Here is a 17,453-nt window from a genome sequence, read left to right on the forward strand (position 1 = left end):
CTCTCCCGCCGCGTCACCCTCCGCGCGGCCCCACCCCCGGCAGCAGCACAACGAACCGCGCCCCGCCGTCGGCCCCTGGCTCGACCCCGATCGAGCCGCCCGCGACCTCGATGAGCCCGCGGCACACAGCGAGCCCGAGCCCCGTCCCCTCGCCGACCTCCTTGGTCGTGATGAACGGCTCGAACAGCGTCTCGCGCACCGCCTCGGCGATCCCCGGCCCGTTGTCCTCGACCTCGATCCGCGCCCCTCCGCCCGCGCCCCGCGACGCGCGCACCACCACGCGCCCCCCGGCGCGCGGCACCGCGTCGGCCGCGTTCAGGAGCAGGTTCAGGAGCACCTGCACGAGCCGCCCGTGCGACAGCGGGACGGGCGGCACGTCGGGCGCGACGTCCCGCAGGAGCTCGACCGCGCGGAACTCCCTCTGCGGCGCCACGAGCGAGACGACGTCCTCGATCGCCTCCGCCACCGAGCCGGAGGGCTCCTCCCCGGCCTGCTCCGCGCCGCGCGCCGCCGGCCGCGCGAAGTCGAGCAGGTCGCGCAGGATCTTGTGGATGCGCTCCGTCTCGCGCTTCATCCGCTCGACGAACTCGCGCTCCTCGTCCGGCGTGAGGCCCCCGGCCAGCAGCAGCTCCTGGAAGCCGAGGATCGCCGCGATCGGGTTGCCGATCTCGTGCGCGAGCCCCGCCGCCAGCCGCCCCACGGACGCGAGCCGCTCCGAGCGGACCAGCCGCTCCTGCGCGCTCTTCAGGTCCGCCGCGTAGCGCTCGACCTCCGCGATCTTCGCCCGCAGCGACTCCTCGTCCGCCCGGAGGCGGCCCGTCATGAGCGCGAGGCTCGCCCCGAGCTCCCCGAGCTCCCGCGCGCCGGCCCGCGGCACCTCGAGGTCGCGCGCCCCGCCGGCCACGCGGCGCGCGGCCTCCGACAGCGCGTCGACCGGCCGCACCACGAGGCGCGTCATCGCGATGTACGCGAACACGAGCAGCGCCAGCGCCACCACCCCCGTGTAGAGCGCCACGATCCGGACGAGCGGCGCGGCGGGCACCGTCGACGGGTCGGTCGGCACAAGCACGGCCACGGAGCCCACCTGCGGCGGCCGCGCGGCGTCGGCCTCCGGCGCGCGCGCCGGATCCGCGCGCGGCGCCGCCTCGCGCGCTTGCTCCGGGACGATGACCAGGATCGCGCCGCCCCGCGCGGTGCGCGCCGCCCTCAGCACCTCCGCGCCCGCCTCGACGGAGGCCGGCAGCGCCGCCGCCGCCTCCGGCTCGCCGGCGCGGTCGACGAGCGCGCCCGCCGCGTCGTAGACGCCGATCGCCGACGCTCCATCCGGCCCGAGCTGCGCCTCGAGCAGCAGCGAGAGCTCCGGCGCGGACCGGCTCACCCGCGCCGCGGCGACGTGCCCGGCGATCGCGCGGCCGATCGCGCGGGCGCTCGACGCGCGCGCGCCGCCCATCGTGGCCCGCGTGAGGTTCGCGACGGCGAAGAAGAGCGGCACGAACGCGAGCACGAGCAGCGCGCCGAGCGCGAACAAGAGCTGAAGCCGGATCCCGAGCCGCACGTGTGTCCCTGCCCCTCGGCGCCATCCTCGCCCAGGTCGCCCCCGATCGCACCCGGCAGGCGCGGATCCACGCCGCACGCGCGCCGCGGGGAGATCCGGCGCGGTGCCGCCCGGGTGAGCTGGGCTGTCGATCGCCGCCCGCCCGCCGCCCGCCGCCCGCCGCCCGCCCGCCGCGACGGAGCCCCGGCCAGATCTGCCGTGCGCCGAGGGAGACCTGCGCAGGCTCCGGGAGCGGCCGCCGCACCGGCGCGCTGCGGCGCCCATGCTAGCCTGACACGTGGGCTGTCCAGCGAGCGACGTCCAGGATCAGACGAGGAACGGGCCTCGGGAGCAACCGGTCTCAGACCATCAGGGCCCGGCGCGCGCCGAGGACGAGCCGGGCACGCCGGCCGAGGACGCGTGGACGCCGGCGCTCCTCGGCGCGCTGGACGCGCTGGCCTGGGAGGTCTCCGGCGACGCGCTCGAGCTGTCGGTGGTGCGCGCGCCGGCGAGGGAGCTGTTCGGGCACGCCGCCGAGCGCTGGGCGGCCGATGACCGGCTCTTCTGGCGACAGCAGCACCCGGAAGACCGCCCGCGGCTGCTCGCCATCGCGCGCAAGGTCCTCGCGGAGGGGGGGACCGAGCGCATCGAGCACCGCTTCATCGCCGCGGACGGCCGCACGGTGTGGCTGAGCAGCGAGCTCGCCCGCCGCGACGCCCCCGCCGGCAGGGTGCCCGTCGCCCGCGGCCTCTCCACCAACGTGACGCGGGCGAAGGTCGCGGAGGAGGCGCTCCGCGAGAGCGAGGAGCGGGCGCAGGCGCTGCTCGAGTCGACCGAGCAGGGGATCTATGGGCTCGATCGCGCGGGCCGGTGCACGTTCGCCAACGGGGCCTGCGTGCGGCTGCTCGGGTACCGCGACGAGGCGGAGCTCGCCGGGCGCACCATGCACCAGCTCGTCCACCACACGCGCGAGAGCGGCGCGCCGCTGCCCGAGTCGGAGTGCCGGATCTGCCACACGCTCCGGAGCGGCGAGCCCACGCACCTCGCCGGCGAGCTGCTCTTTCGCGCGGACGGGACGACCTTCCCCGTCGAGTGCTGGTCCCGCCCCGTCCGCCGGCAAGGCGAGACCGTCGGCGCCATCATCACGTTCGTCGACATCACCGAGCGGAAGCGGAGCGAGCAGCTGCTCGCCGCCCAGGCGCTCATGAGCGCGCTCCGGGCCGAGGTGGGCGCGGCGCTGTCCCACCCCGGCACGATGCGCGAGCTCCTGCAGCGCGGAGCCGAGGCGATCCGGGGACACCTCGGCGCGGCGTTCGCCCGCATCTGGCTGCTCGACGAGCGCGAGCAGGTGCTGGAGCTCCACGCGAGCGCGGGGATGTACACGCACCTCGACGGGCGCCACAGCCGCATCCCCGTGGGCAGCTACAAGATCGGCCGCATCGCGAGCGAGCTCCGGCCGCACATGACGAACGACGTCCTGCACGACCCCCAGGTGAGCGAGAAGGACTGGGCGCGGCGCGAGGGCATGGTGTCCTTCGCCGGCTACCCCTTGGTCGTCGAGGATCGACTCATCGGCGTCATGGCGATGTTCGCGCGGAGCCCCCTGCACGAGCAGGTGCTCGAGGCGCTCGGGACGATCGCCGACATGGTCGCCCAGGGGATCGAGCGCAAGCGCGCCGAGGAGGCGCTCCAGGAGAGCGAGGCCAGGCGCGCCGCCGAGTACGCCGTCCTGCGGCGCATCATCGAGCAGAGCGGCGACGGGATCGTCATGGTGGACGAGCACGGCGTCGTCCGCCTGATGAACCCGGAGGCCGAGCGGCAGCTCGGGCCGGCGACGGAGCTCCCGCTGGACGCGTGGGCGCGGGCGACGGGCATCTCCACGCCGGAGGGCGCCCCGATGTCCGCCGCGGAGACGCCGCTCCACCGCGCCCTGCACGGCGAGAAGGTGGAGAGCGTCCGCTGGCAGGTCCGGCGGCCGGACGGCCTGGCGCGCGTCCTCTCCGCGAGCGCGTCCCCGCTGCGCCGCGCGGACGGCGCGCCCGCCGGCGCGGTGATGAACACCCGCGACGAGACGGAGCAGCTCCGGCTGGAGGAGGAGCGCGAGCGGCTGCTCCGGAGCCTCCAGGAGGCGGTCCAGGTGCGCGACGAGTTCCTCTCCATCGCGTCGCACGAGCTCAAGACGCCGCTCACCGCGCTCCTCCTCCAGGTGGAGAGCCTCCGCCGGGCGATCCGGCTCGGCCAGTTCCCCCAGGACACGGCGCGGCTCGACGCCAAGCTCTCGACCATCCACCGGAGCGTCTTCCGGCTGAGCGATCTCGTGAATGAGCTGCTCGACGTCTCCCGGATCTCGGCGCGGGGCCTGCCGCTCCACGTCGAGGACTTCGACCTCGTGGCGCTGCTCCGCGAGAGCATCGAGCGGTTCGAGGAGGTGGCGCGCCGGGGCTCGTCCATCCGGCTGCTCGGGAGCCCGGAGGTCCTCGTGCGCTGGGATCGCGCCCGCATGGAGCAGGTGGTCACGAACCTCCTGTCGAACGCCGTGAAGTACGGCGCCGGCGCCCCCATCGACGTGCACGTCGAGGCCGACGCGGAGCGGATCCGGTTCGACGTGCAGGATCGAGGCATCGGCATCGCGACCGGCGACCAGGCGCGCATCTTCGAGCGGTTCCAGCGCGCGGCGTCGGTGATGCACTACGGCGGGTTCGGCCTCGGCCTCTGGATCGTGCGGCTCATCGTGGAGCAGCACGGGGGCGCCGTGCGGGTGGAGAGCGCGCCGGGGCGCGGCGCGACCTTCTCGGTCGAGCTGCCCCGCGCCGTCGCGGGGGCCGGCGCGCCGGCGGAGGGCGGCATGCCGCCGGCGCCGGGGCCGGAGGGCGGGTAGACAGAGGCGAATCGTTGGTGGGTCGGCGCACGATTGCGACCTCCCGCGCGGCCTTCCAGCGGACGACCCACGCCGATCACGCTCGTGCTCCGCTCTCGACGACCCACACGCTCAAGGACGCACCTTGTCCCCGGCTCTCGCCCGTTTCCCCCTGCCGGCCGACCGCCCGCAGCCGAGAACTGGGCCCTCGGGATCGGCCTCTGGTAGCCGCATGCGAGCCCATGGCCAACCTGGTGCTCGCCGTGCTCACCGCCCGCCGTATCGCGCGCAACGCGGCGCCGCTCGCGTGCGCCCTGGCCCTCGGAGGGCTCGTGGTCCTCGACGCGGCCAAGCGCCTGCCGCAGGTCGCGGCCGCGGCGGCGCTGCTCGTGCTGGTCGCGGCGCTCGTCCAGCGGGCGTGGCGGCGCGCGGCCGCCATCGAGGCGAGCGCGCTGCTCGACCTCGAGGTCGGCGCCCTCCTCGTCGTCGCGACGTTCGCCGCGGTCCTCCGCCTCGACGGCTCGCTCGACGGCGACGCCCACGCCGCCCTCTACGTCGTCATCGCCCTCGTGAGCGCCTTCGCCCGCCCCGCGGCGTCGCTCCTCGTCGCGATCGCCGCCGCCGCCCTCGAGATCGCCGTCCGCTCGGCCATGGCCGCGCGCGGCGCGCCGATCGCCTGGGGCGCCGCCGCGCCGCACATCGGCTTCATGGCCGTCTTCTCGCTGCTGAACGCGGCCGTCCTCCGCGCCGAGATCAGCCGCGTCCGGAAGGCCTCCCACACCCGCCTCCAGGCCGAGATCGAGCGGCTCCGCGACGACGCGCGCAGCTACCGCCTGCTCTCCGCCCCGGCCCAGGCGCGCGGCGTGGCCCAGAAGGGCGACGACGAGCGGCTCGCCCGCTCCGGCGTCGAGGAGATCCACCAGTCGGTGCTCTTCGCGCTCCGCCTCCTGCGCGAGTCGCTGGACCTCTACACCGCGATGCTCCTCTGGCAGAACGACGCCGGCACGCACCTGCGCATCAGCGAGCTCGCGAGCGACGCCCCGAACCTCTCGGAGGGCCCGTTCCTCTCGGGCGACGGCGTCTTCGGCGCGGCGATCACGCAGCGCGCGCCGGTCGTCATCGGGGGCCTCAAGCCCGGCTACAAGATCCCCTACTACGTCGGCCCCTCCCCGGTGCGCGCCGTCTGCGCGCTGCCGGTGTTCGAGCACGGCAAGCTCCGCGGCGTGCTCGTCGTCGATCGCGTCGAGGACCGGCCGTTCTCGCCGCGGGAGCTCGAGCTCATCGACGAGGCGTGCCGCTACGCCGTGCGCGCCATCCAGAACGAGCGCGTCTTCGTCCAGCTCGAGCGCGCCAAGGTGGAGCAGGGCAAGCTCTACCGCGCCGCCGAGGCGCTCGGCGCCGCCACCACGGAGCCCGGCGTCATCGAGGCGGGCGTCACGAGCGCCCGCGAGATCACGTCGGTCGATTTCGCGGCGGTCACGCTGTACGACGAGGCGCAGAAGGTCCACGAGATCCGCGCCGTGAGCGGCGACGGGGTCGCCGAGCTGACCGGGCAGCGCTTCCGCCACAACGCCGGGCTCGTCTCGATGGTGCTGCAGAACCGGCACCCGCTGCCGTACCGCGGCGAGTACGACGAGAAGCGGCAGATCGTCTTCACCCGCCGCGTGACGCCGCCGTCGATGCCGTCGATCATCGTGCTCCCGCTGGTCGTGCACGACCGGCCGCTCGGCACGCTGGTCCTCGGCTCGCGGCGGCGCGCGGCCTTCACCGACTCGGTGCGGAGCACGCTCGAGGTCCTCGCGAGCCACATGGCCGTGTCGCTCTCGAACGCGCGGATGATGCGGCGCCTCGAGGAGCTCGCGACGATGGACGGGCTCACCGGGCTGCTCAACAAGCGGGCGATGCTCGAGGTGGCCGACCAGAAGATCACGGCGGCGCGGCGGTTCTCGCGGCGGCTCTCGGTGCTCGTGACCGACATCGACCACTTCAAGAAGGTGAACGACACGTACGGCCACGACGTGGGCGACGTGATCATCAAGGGGCTCGGCGACGTGCTCCGGCGCGCGAAGCGCACGACCGACGCGGTCGCGCGCTTCGGCGGCGAGGAGTTCGTGGTGATCTGCGAGGAGACGGACGCGCGCGGCGCGATGCTGCTCGCCGAGCGCGTGCGCGAGGAGCTCGAGCGGACGACGTTCCACGCGGCCGGGAGCGGCGGCCCGGTGCAGTGCCAGGTCACCTGCTCGATCGGGATCGCCACCTACCCCGAGGCGGGCAGCACGTGGGAGGAGCTCTTCAAGGCCGCGGACGAGTCGCTCTACGTCTCGAAGCGGTCGGGCCGGAACCGCTCCACGGCGTGGTCGCCGGCGATCCGGTCGGGCAGCGGGCACCCACCCGCGGCCGAGGCGACAGCGCCGGCGATGCCCGCGGCGGAGGCGAGCACGACGGCCAGGCCCCCGGCGGCGAGCACGACGGCCAGGCCCCCGGCGTCGGCGAGCACGACGGCCAGGCCCCCGGCGTCGGCGAGCACGACGGTCAGGCCCCCGGCGTCGGCGAGCACGACGGCCAGGCCACCGGCGGCGAGCACGACGGTCAGGCCGCCGGCGTCGGCGAGCACGACGAGCAGGCCCCCGCCGGCGAGCACGACGGTCAGGCCACCGGCCCCGGCGAGCACGACGAGCAGGCCCCCGCCGGCGAGCACGACGGTCAGGCCACCGGCGCCGGCGAGCACGACGGTCAGGCCACCGGCGCCGGCGAGCACGACGGTCAGGCCACCGGCGCCGGCGAGCACGCCGCAGCGCAGGCCGTCTGCGGCGGGCGGCGGCCCGGCGCCCGCGGGGCACGACGGCGCACCGCCCGGCGGGAAGCGCGCCGCGACCGCCTCGCTTTCGCCGACGCCGGCCAGGACGCCCGGTGAGGTCGATCCCACGAGCAAGCCGAAGACCGCGGCCTGAGGGGGGCGCGCCGCTTGCGGCGCCAGCGCGGCGGGAACATAAGCCACCTCGGCGCGGCAAGGCGAAGCCAAGGAGGCGCGATGAGCTCGGACCCGGATCGCGACGACCCGAAGGAGGATCTCAAGCAGGGGCTGAGCCTGCTCTGGCGCGCGGCGCGCAAGACGGCCGTGGACCTGCGCAAGGACATCGATCGCACGAGCGTCGGCAAGGCGATCGACGACGCCGGGCGCGAGCTCGTGCGGGCGGCGTCCAACGTGGTCGGCCGGCTCGGCGCCGAGCTGAGCAAGGAGCCGCCGCCGGCGCCGCCACGCGAGGACCGCCCCGAGGGCGGCGTCGGGCCCGACGCCCCCGCGGCGCGGCCCACCGGACCCACCCCGGAGGATCCCGGGTTCCGCATCGCTGTCGACCCGGAGGACAAGGACGAGAAGCCCCGCTGAGGGCGGCTTCACGGGGGGTCGGGCGCGGTCGTGGGGCGCTCGGGGCGCTGCGCGGCGAGCGCCGCGGCGGTGAGCCCGTCGGCCTGCACCACGCACGCCTGGACCGGCCGGCCCAGCGACGCGCGCCCCGCCACGGCCCCGCGCCGCGCGTCGAGGAACGAGATCCCGCCGCGCGCGTCGCACAGCGCGAAGCCGCCGACATAGGCCGCCCCGCCGAGGAAGTCCGCCTCTCCCGCGTGGGCCCACGCGAGCTCGCCCGAGCGCGCGTCGAGGCCGACGGCGGCCCGGTAGTACGTCGCCGCGAAGCGCTCCGCCTCGACGCCGGGCGGCCCGGACGCGCGGGGGCGGGCATAGAGCCGCGCCCTGTCCTCGGCCGAGCCGATGGGCGCGAGCACCTCGGTCCCGTCGGTCATCCAGACCGGCGCCCCGGGCAGCTCGCGCGCTGGCAGCCGCGCCGTCGACGCGCGCCCGGCCGCGCCGAGCCCGATGGCCTCGTCGAGGCGCGTCGCCGCCGCGCCGCCGCCGAAGAAGACGGCGCCGCCGAGCAGGAAGGCGCGGCTCACCTCGGTGCGGACGAGCGCCCGCGCCACCTCGCCGCCCGTCTGCAGGTCGAAGACGGTGACGTACCGCCCCTGCCAGGGCAGGAACGCGTAGCGCCCCACGACGGCCGGCACGCCGATGGTGGCGGAGTCCTCGATCTGGCGCTGCACCATCCCGTCGTGGCCGATGGCGAGCACCACGCTCAGGGTGCCGGTGGTCGACACGAGCGACACAACGGTGGTCTCTCCGTCGTCGCCCGCGCCGCGGAGCCTGCCGCCGGCCCTCCGCGTCCAGAGCAGCCGGCCTGTGCGCGCGTCGAGCGCGAACAGCTCGCCCTGGCCGAGCCCGACGACGACGCTCCCCGCGACGGCCGGCCGCGCGTCGAGCGGGTGCGTGAAGGTCCACGCCGGGCCGCCGCCGAGGGGCACCCCGACGAGCTGGCGCGCCCCTGAGCCCGCGACGACGCCGACCGCCACGTCGGCGCCGAGGGGAACGGGCCTGCCCGCGAAGCGCTGCTGGAAGGCCGCGATGCCGGCGCCGCCGTCGTCCTTCCAGCGCGGGTCGAAGGCCTCGCCCTGCGTCTGTCCGCCGCCGCAGGCGACGGACAGCGCCGCCAGCGCCGTGCCCGCCGCGACGACGAGCGCGCGGGCGCGGGCGGCGGCGCGGGGCGAGCGCGGGGGTCGCATGCGAGATGTCCTGCGGCGGTCGTAGCGCGGCTCCGGTTGGCCGAGCAAGGAAGCGTCGGGGCGGCCGGGGGCGACGCCAGCGCATGAGGGGTGCGGCGGGCTACCCCCGCTCGGGTTCCGCGCGGTCTTGACGTCGCCGAGCGACGGCGGCGTCCTCTCGCCGGCCGGCGCCGTCTTCTTCGGCGACGGCGCAGCTGCCAGCGCGCGAGCTGCCCGGGGCGCCGGTCCGGATGACCGACGGGACCGAAGTGCGACGCCCCGGTCCCCTCGGAGTAGTACACCGACCCGCCGACGCAGACGAAGTAACAGACCTGCAGCGACACGCTGCCGTCGTGGCTCTCCGAGCGCCGGAAGCCCACCGCGTCGCCGCTCCCCATGAACGCGTACTCCAGCGGATCGAGGTTCACTCCCCAGTCGCCGGCCGGCCAGTGCTCCTCCGCCGCGAACCGCGCGCCGAGGTTCAGCTGCACCCGACTGAGGGCATCAGTCAATCATCCTTCGACTACCCTTCGACAGACCCCGCTGTCGCAGGCGGCGATTCACATGCATCTCGACGGGTTTCATTAGAGTCATCTATCGTTGAACATGATCGCATTCGCGGGCCGTGATCTAAGGTGTCCACGAGGGGCCAACCCCGACACTCGACGAATGCGAGAATATTGTCCTCCTGAAGGCGTTGACTTTGGCCACGCGAAAGACACGGCGGGAGCAATAAAATCGAAACTTGGCGTGTTCCACAAGGTTACGACGAACGAACCGAAACGCCTTCGACCCCGCACGAGCGGGCCGGCGTCGAGGCTATTCAGCTGGAGCACCCGGAATTCGCGCCTGAAACTCGGGTCGCACATGGTTCGGATCGCTGACAAATAGCTCAAGACGTCGGCCGATCGCCACGTCCCCATCACACAAGACAATCGAGAACGCTTCGCCGCCGCTAAATTCGAACACAAGAGCAACATCTTCCGAGTCGGCTGCGAAAACATCAACGTGCTCGAGCTGACCGCGAGGCCCCCAGTGAAACTCGCTGGTAAGGCTCACCTCGCTCCAATACGACATGTCCAGATCACTCGGGTCCACCGGCCCATCCTCGATGACGAGATAGTCCTCATTGGACCCTGGACGCACCACGAGCAGCGTGCCGCTGAAGACAAGCTCTGTTATGCCATGCCCGAATGCGTCATTAGTCCGACCGAGACCGAGCACAAAGCGCCGGGCATGAATTAGCCGCTTACCAATGGTATTATATAATTTGCTCAAACCATGAGCTGCCATGATTTTTCCTCAGAAGTCAACACGACGGAACTCGATCAGATTTCCGGTCTGCGTGTTGATGCGGATGCTGACCTCCTGCCCGAAGCTGCGACCTATCACATCAACCTGTCCGAACCGGCCTGTTGCCTGTGTTCGGAGGGGGTTCCCAAGCACATCTTCAATAATACGCACCGCGTTTGCCTGAGTCGGCTTGATTCCTGTGATCACCCCCTCTGCCACACGCTTCTCCAAGAGCGATGCTCCTCGCGTGGTTGCTCCCTTTGCAAGCTGGGAGCTGGAAAGTACAGCCTCGCGGGTTGTCTGCGAAAACGCAGGCAACAGCTTCGGTGCTCCCCTCGCTGCCAAGGCTTCCGCTTTCGCGGCGGCCTTCCGCGCGGCCATCTTACCTAGGGCCGTGCCCCCAGCCTTGAACAGCGTCACGGCTGTGCCCCCGATGAACACCGCATCGATCGGGTCGACCACCGATGTTTCCAGCGGCAGGTCTTCTCTCGCAACCTGCGCTTGGTAAAAGGCGAGCCGCTCCGCGGGACCGCTGCTTACGCAGACCCCAGAGGCGCACATCGTATCATCCGGAGCGATGCTCTGCTCTGGGCTGTCCACAGCCCCCACGAACGACTGACAACCGCCGTCAACACATTCCTCGGCCAGCCCCGTCGGGTCAACGAACCTCAGCGGGTTGTTCCGCGTGTACGTGTACAGCCCCAGGTGAATCGGGTCGTACACCCCGCCATTCGGCGCCCCCCGCATGTACTGGTCGAGGATCGGATCCGGGCTCATCCACACCCCGAGCCGCGGCTCATAGCTCCGCGCCCCATAGTGGTAGAGCCCCGTCGACAGGTCGAGCTCCTTGCCGGTGAACAGGTACGGCTGCCTGTTCTGGAACTGCGAGTCGGTCTGGTCGGTCCACAGCTCTCCGCTCGGCAGGTACTCGACGTGCTGGCTCAGCTGCTGGTCCTGGTCGGTGACGTACTGCGTGCTCCCGAGGTGGTCCGGGTGGTAGTACAACACCGGCGGCCGCTGGAACCAGTCCGCGTCGATCTTGCTCGCGAGCCGCGTCTCCCCCGCGAACAGGTGCTTGGTCGCCACCACCCCGTTGCGCACCACGAGGTGCTGGTCGACGTACGCCGTCTCCTCCTCGCCGGCGACCCGGTGCAGGTGCACCCGTCGCTCCCCGGCGCCGTCGTACAGCGCCCGCGACATCTCCTGGTTGTTCTCTCTCACCGACACAAGCCGCCCGTCTTCGTCCCAGCTCAACGTGCGCTGCGGGCTGCCCCGGTATTTCCACTCCTTGTGGTTGCCGTTCGCGTCATACAACAGCTCCCGCAGCCGCGGCTGTGTCTCCGCCACCACGAGCTCGTCCACCTGGTTCGCCTCGTGCGGCCGAGGCCCGGTGTAGCGGTACTCGTTGCGGTACGTCCTCTCCCGGATCGGACGTTGCCCACCAGGTCATAATCGTAGAGATCTCACGACACTGGGACTCAGCGTGCCGACTGGCATCAATTTCAATCTCCTGACACCGGCAACGACGCGATAAACGCTCCTGGATCCTGAACATAACTCCAAGCCGCGGATGCGGCCAGAGCATCGCGAACGGACGGGAGCGTTGGCTCGCATCGCCGCCCACCCTCATCGATCAATATAACATGCGCCTGGCGAAAACCATCGAGTAGCCGTACCAAGTCGGCTTCCTGTACGTTTCTCAGATCGACACGAAATATTATTTCGACGACTCTTCCATCCTCTTGGATCATCTTCAGGCAGGTCGAGCTCTCGTCTCCCCAGATGTCCACCTCTGTAGACCAAGCTGGACTCTTTCCCAGGACATTTTCCGCCGTTCGCCGAATCTCTCTGTCAGGCACCTCGCTTGCCCAGAAGCTTCCTTTTTCCAACTTTTCCACCAGAGTCCCGGAGTCACATTCGCGCTCCGTGTCTGGCACAAGTAAAAACGAGCATTGCCAAACAGCCATGATCAGTACCCCACAAGGTCACTGGTTGTTTTATAGCCGCGATACGGCAAACCAACCTGTTCAGCAGGAACCTCGGGAATTTTCAATTCTTTCGCAATACGCAATCTGTGGTGTCCATCCACAACATATCGCCTTCCGTTATGCTCAACGAATTTTATAGACTCACTGATTCCGTTTTTCGAAATATCGCCTTTGAGCTTACCGTACACTCGCCTGCTATGCGTCAGCTCGTGCGTTGGGTTTAATGAGAACGGATCGACTTTTCCTTTGAAGAATTGGTCTCCCCGGCCTGCCGGCTCCTCCGGTGGCTCGGCAGCAACGGCCGTTGAGGGCTTCGGAGGCTCCTTCGCCCCGCCCCCTCCCGCCGCGGGCGGCGGCGATGGCACCGCGACATCCTGGGGCGTGTCCTCGGGAATAGGAAGCGACTCGGGGGGCTTGGGAGGGTTCCCATTGGCGGCAGCATCATAGATCAGGTAGCCCGCGTAGCCTATGGATCCTACAACGACCGCACCAGCAACGACCAGCTCTCCGACAGGCGTCGGTTCGACCAGTGCCGCTGCAAGCGCCGTGGCTAGGAACTTCCGGGTCGCATCATCAAACTGCCCGGTCGGGTCAACGAGGACCACAGGGTTGTTGCTGGCATACGTGTACAGCCCCAGGTTGATGGGCCGGTACACCCCGCCGTTGATCCTGCCGGCCATGTACTGGGCGAGCACCGGATCCGGGCTCATCCACACCCCGAGCCGCGGCTCGTAGCTCCGCGCCCCGTAGTGGTAGAGCCCCGTCGACAGGTCGAGCTCCTTGCCGTTGAACAGGTACGGCTGCCGGTTCTGGAACTGCGAGTCGGTCTGGTCGGTCCACAGCTCTCCGCTCGGCAGGTACTCGACGTGCTGGCTCAGCTGCTGGTCCTGGTCGGTGACGTACTGCGTGCTCCCGAGGTGGTCCGGGTGGTAGTACAACACCGGCGGCTTCTGGAACCAGTCCGCGTCGATCTTGCTCGCGAGCCGCGTCTCGCCCGCGAACAGGTGCTTCGTCGCCACCACCCCGTTGCGCACCACGAGGTGCTGGTCGACGTACGCCGTCTCCTCCTCGCCGGCCACCCGGTGCAGGTGCACCCGTCGCTCCCCGGCGCCGTCGTACAGCGCCCGCGACATCTCCTGGTTGTTCTCTCTCACCGACACAAGCCGCCCGTCTTCGTCCCAGCTCAACGTGCGCTGCGGGCTACCCCGGTATCTCCACTCCTTGTGGTTGCCGTTCGCGTCGTAGAACAGCTCCCGCAGCCGCGGCTGCGTCTCGGCCACCACGAACTCGTCCACCTGGTTCGCCGCGTGCGGCCTCGGACCGGCATAGCGGTACTCGTTCCGGTACGTCCTCTCCCGGATCGGCTCCTGCTTCTGCCACTCCCCCGGGGCACCCCACTTCGGCACGTACCGGGCGACCTCCTGCCCCTTCTTCTTCACGTTCCCGAGGACGTCATACGCGATGTCCAGCGTGTATCCCTGCTGCTCGTTCCCCCGCTCCTGGTAGGTCCCCGAAGCCTCGGTCAGCTGGTAGAGGTCGTCGTACGCGAACCGCTGCTCGGTCGTCGCGACCATCACGGCCCCACCGAGCGACGCGTCGAACGGCGCCTCGTTGTCGAGCGCGAGCACGTTGCCCACGAGGTCATAGTCATACCGCAGCCGCTGGAACGCCCTCGGCGGCCGCCCCATCTGCTGCATCTGCGGCGTCCGGTGGTCCGCGTCCACCTCCGATAGCCGCCGCGTCGACGCCTCGTACCGGTACTTCGTCTCGATCCCGTTGCCCGCCACCACCCGCACCCGCTGCCCGAACTCGTCGTACCCGATATGCCTCAGGTACTCCGTCGTCATCGGTTCATTCGGGTGCTGCGGATTGACCCGCTGGTTCTCCCCGACCACCGACACCACCGCGCCGCCGCGGTCGTACCCGTAGCGCACGATCTCCTCGCCCGACCCGGGGAAGTGCAGCTCCTGCATCCGACCCAGCGAATCGAACACGTACTTCAGCGTCGCCTCGTACGGCCCCCGGTGTGGCTCGCGCAGCCGCGGGAACTCCGCCACGAGCTCCGCCACATGGCCGAACCGGTCATACCGGTAGCTCCGCGTCCCCGCCGCGCTCGTCTCCTGCTTCATCCGCCCCGCGCGGTTGCCGTTCGCGTCGCCGGCCTCCTCGGCCTCGCCGTACGTGTACACAACGTCCTGCGTCACCGGATAGTCAATCTTCCACAGCCGGTTGTGGTCGTACTCGTACCGGATCAGGTGCCCGCGCAACGAAAGCTCCGCCGTCTGCTTCGCGCGAAGGTTCCCGGCCAGGTCGTACCGCCACTCCGTGCGCCCCGCGTCGGGGCTCACGAGCGCCACCATCCGGCCCGCCGTGTCGTACGTCGCCGTGGTCGCGTTGTTGCGCGCGTCCGTCACCCGCAAAAGCTCGCCCACCGGGTTGTGCTCGTACCGCGTCACGATCGGCTGCCCCACCTCGTCGATCGTGTTCCACTCCTCCACCGCCGCGATCCGCCCGCCCACGTCCCGGTAAGTGTTACGCGACTTGCCGTTCGCGTCGATCACCGTCTCCTGGAACATGAGCTGCCCGTCGAGCTGCACAAGGTCGTGCTCGACCCACGTTCGCGCGTACCCGTCCGTCGTATCCGCCTTGGGGTCCGGCATCTCGACAAGCCGCGTCCGCGACAGCACGTCGTGCTGGAAGTGCGTGCTCCGCACCATTTCCACCGCCGTGAACGCCGTATCCGGCTCCACGCTGAACACCGGCTGTCCCTGCTCCACCACGCGACCGAGCGCGTCGAACCGCACCGCCCCGCTCACCGTCATCCCGACCTCGGTGCCCGTACCCGTGTCGCGCTCCTGGTCCTTCTTGGTCTGGAGCACCCGCCCGAGCCCGTCCGCGAACGTCACCGTCACGATCGGATCGTCCGCGTGCTCCGCGTCCTTGTGGCTCGTCCTCGCCCATGCCGGCAGCGCGGCGGACTGATCGGGCTGGAGCGCATACTCGAACCCGACCGCCGGCTCGCCTTCCCCGTCGAGGTCTTCCTCGCTCCAGATCTTGCTCGGCGTGCATCCAACCGGAAGCGCCTGCGGCTCGGTGAGGTCGTTCGGCCCCCAGACCCCGATCAGCCGGCCGAAAGCGTCGTACCGATGGACCATCGTGTGCCCGTTGACGTCGGTCTCCTGCGCCACCGTCCCGAACAGGGGATTGGGCACCGTGATCGAGCGGTATCCGAAGCTGTCGGTCACGCACGTGCGGTAGCTGCGCGTCAGCGCATCGTAGCCGTAGGTCAGCTTGTAGCTGGCCGGATCGGTGAACGTCGCGAGGTTGCCCACCTCATCGAAGCTGAAGCGCCAGGTGGCCTGGTCGCCCGCATACGGTGAGCCGTCCGGCCGCTTGCCCCCGGAGATGACGTTCGTGAGCGTCGCCAGCGCGCCCGTCCCCGGCCAGTACGTCGCCGTGCGCTCGCGCAGCACGCGGCCCTCCGCGTCGGTCGTCCGCACGAGACTCGGCTTCACGAAATAGGGAGCGTCGTCCTTCTCGTAGTCGATGTGGTGGTGCACATCGTCCACCGCGCTCCCCTCCTCGCCATAGGAGAACACGTCGGTGAGGTTGCCGTCCTCATCATAGAACCGCGTCTCCAGCGCGCTCTTGTGAACCGCCCCCGGGTCGTCCGTGGTCCCCTCGTAGAACGCGCTCGTCCGCGCCGTCTCCCTCGGGAAGAACCACCCGCTGGCCGCGATCTGCCCTAGATCGGGCGGCAGGTGCTCGACCTCCTCCACCCTGTAGAGCATCCCCTCGCCGTCGCGCAGGGCCGAGCGCGCCACGAGGCCACGCCGGTAGATGTCCTCGTTCCGGTAATCGACCTCCTCGACCGACATCGCGGAGACCCCATCCTCATCCTCGCCCAGCACCGTCGTCGTGACGTGCCTGTAGCCGAGGTCCATCCGCTCGTCCCGGTGATAGATCCCATCTCCGTACGTCTCGATCCGCGTCCGGTACGTGTGCACCCCGTGCGCGCCGCTCACGCCCTCCACCCCGTCGCGCACCACCACATCGCTCAGCACCCACTGGCTCGACGGCATGTCGACCACCGCCGTGCGGTCGTCGCTCTCGTCCACCGGCGCATTCCCGGCGACCTCCCTCGGCACCACCAGGTTGCCCTCGCGCCGGTAGTCGATCTCCACGCTCCCGCCCAGCGGCCGGTGCACCCGCCACAGCAGGTTCGCCTTGCCGATGGCATTCCTCCGCGTCCGCACCGCGCTGTCGCCGTCCCGCTTCAGCACGTGGTCGGCCAGCCCGTCACCGTCGATGTCCTCGAACCCGAGGTGCGACGCGCCCGTTCCCTCGGAGTAGTACACCGACCCGCCGACGCAGACGAAGTAACAGACCTGCAGCGACACGCTGCCGTCGTGGCTCTCCGAGCGCCGGAAGCCCACCGCGTCGCCGCTCCCCATGAACGCGTACTCCAGCGGATCGAGGTCCACTCCCCAGTCGCCGGCCGGCCAGTGCTCCTCCTCCTCCACGCCCTCTCCGTCGCCGGTCCTCGCGCGCGAAGGCGCCTGATCCAGCGCCGCGGAAGCGCGCCCGCCAGGGCCGCCTGGCACCCGCCGGGCGGCCTTCGCCGCTTTGTGGCCTGTCCTTCGACTGCGACGGCGATCGATGCCGGAAGAGAGAGCGGCTCGGCAGCACAGCACGGCAGCGTCCGCGGCTGGTCGAACGTACTGGCCCCCGGCACGACCAGCGTCCCATCGAGCCGCACGGTCCCGGCGCCGTCGCGAGCCAGGTCGTGCGGCGTATCCCGCGCGGGTCGACGCGCACGCGTGTTGAAGGCCGCTTACCACCAGGAATTCACATCATTTCGGCTCATCATCATCCCTTGGCGCCGTCGTATCCGCGTAGCCGACGGAAGTAATCGTATCGACCCCGACCCGCAGCCTGCAACGGTACCCCTCCGCGGTTTCCCCGTCGTCGCGGTAATTCATATCTCCGGGCACGGTCGGCGTGTACGATTTTAGATCATGACCAAGCCCCCTTAACTTCTCCACGATTTCTAGAAACGCTGGCTCGATAACAGCGTGCAGATCGCGAAGAATCTCATCCTGGAGTGCGTCGGAGAGTTCCCTCGCCTGACCACGCTCCTCCGCCATTCTGAACGCTTCCAATGCGAACCGTGTATCTATTGACATAG

At 70.7% G+C, this 17,453-nt stretch carries 9 protein-coding genes; 3 read left to right on the forward strand and 6 right to left on the reverse strand.

What is annotated here, in order from left to right; genetic code table 11:
* Positions 1–13: 13 nt before the first annotated feature.
* Positions 14–1,555 (reverse strand): ATP-binding protein, encoded by a 1,542-nt coding sequence (locus tag WMF17_RS40940; RefSeq protein WP_437646437.1) that lies wholly within the window; start codon positions 1,553–1,555, stop codon positions 14–16.
* Positions 1,556–1,832: 277 nt separating this feature from the next.
* On the opposite strand from WMF17_RS40940, the gene WMF17_RS40945 reads away from it, so the two are divergent.
* The 3 genes from WMF17_RS40945 to WMF17_RS40955 all read left to right on the forward strand — a co-directional run bounded on the left by WMF17_RS40945 (position 1,833) and on the right by WMF17_RS40955 (position 7,779).
* Positions 1,833–4,412, forward strand: a complete 2,580-nt coding sequence (locus tag WMF17_RS40945) for a PAS domain S-box protein (RefSeq protein ID WP_437646438.1) — start codon at positions 1,833–1,835, stop codon at positions 4,410–4,412.
* A gap of 221 nt (positions 4,413–4,633) precedes the next feature.
* The gene (locus WMF17_RS40950) at positions 4,634–7,342 is read left to right on the forward strand and encodes a diguanylate cyclase (RefSeq protein ID WP_437646439.1); all 2,709 of its coding nucleotides are present in this window, start codon (positions 4,634–4,636) and stop codon (positions 7,340–7,342) included.
* An 80-nt stretch (positions 7,343–7,422) separates the two neighbouring features.
* Positions 7,423–7,779, forward strand: coding sequence for a hypothetical protein (locus WMF17_RS40955; RefSeq protein WP_437646440.1), 357 nt, complete (start codon positions 7,423–7,425; stop codon positions 7,777–7,779).
* Between the two features lie 8 nt (positions 7,780–7,787).
* Here the strand turns inward: WMF17_RS40955 and WMF17_RS40960 are convergent, their stop codons facing one another.
* The 5 genes from WMF17_RS40960 to WMF17_RS40980 form a co-directional block, all read right to left on the reverse strand.
* Positions 7,788–9,005 carry an outer membrane protein assembly factor BamB family protein gene (locus WMF17_RS40960; RefSeq protein WP_437646441.1) on the reverse strand — a complete coding sequence of 406 codons (1,218 nt, stop codon included), beginning with the start codon at positions 9,003–9,005 and terminating at the stop codon, positions 7,788–7,790.
* 798 nt (positions 9,006–9,803) lie between these two features.
* On the reverse strand, positions 9,804–10,277 hold the full coding sequence (locus WMF17_RS40965) for a hypothetical protein (RefSeq protein ID WP_437646442.1): 474 nt from the start codon (positions 10,275–10,277) through the stop codon (positions 9,804–9,806).
* A gap of 9 nt (positions 10,278–10,286) precedes the next feature.
* On the reverse strand, positions 10,287–11,639 hold the full coding sequence (locus tag WMF17_RS40970; protein WP_437646443.1) for an RHS repeat domain-containing protein: 1,353 nt from the start codon (positions 11,637–11,639) through the stop codon (positions 10,287–10,289).
* Between the two features lie 607 nt (positions 11,640–12,246).
* Complete coding sequence (locus WMF17_RS40975; protein ID WP_437646444.1) at positions 12,247–16,788, reverse strand: RHS repeat-associated core domain-containing protein; 4,542 nt, start codon at positions 16,786–16,788, stop codon at positions 12,247–12,249.
* A 330-nt stretch (positions 16,789–17,118) separates the two neighbouring features.
* Positions 17,119–17,451: a hypothetical protein gene (locus WMF17_RS40980; RefSeq protein WP_437646445.1), complete on the reverse strand. Its 333-nt coding sequence runs from the start codon at positions 17,449–17,451 to the stop codon at positions 17,119–17,121.
* Positions 17,452–17,453: the final 2 nt, after the last annotated feature.

This window comes from Sorangium sp. So ce362, from assembly GCF_051519845.1.
GTDB lineage: Bacteria > Myxococcota_A > Polyangia > Polyangiales > Polyangiaceae > Sorangium.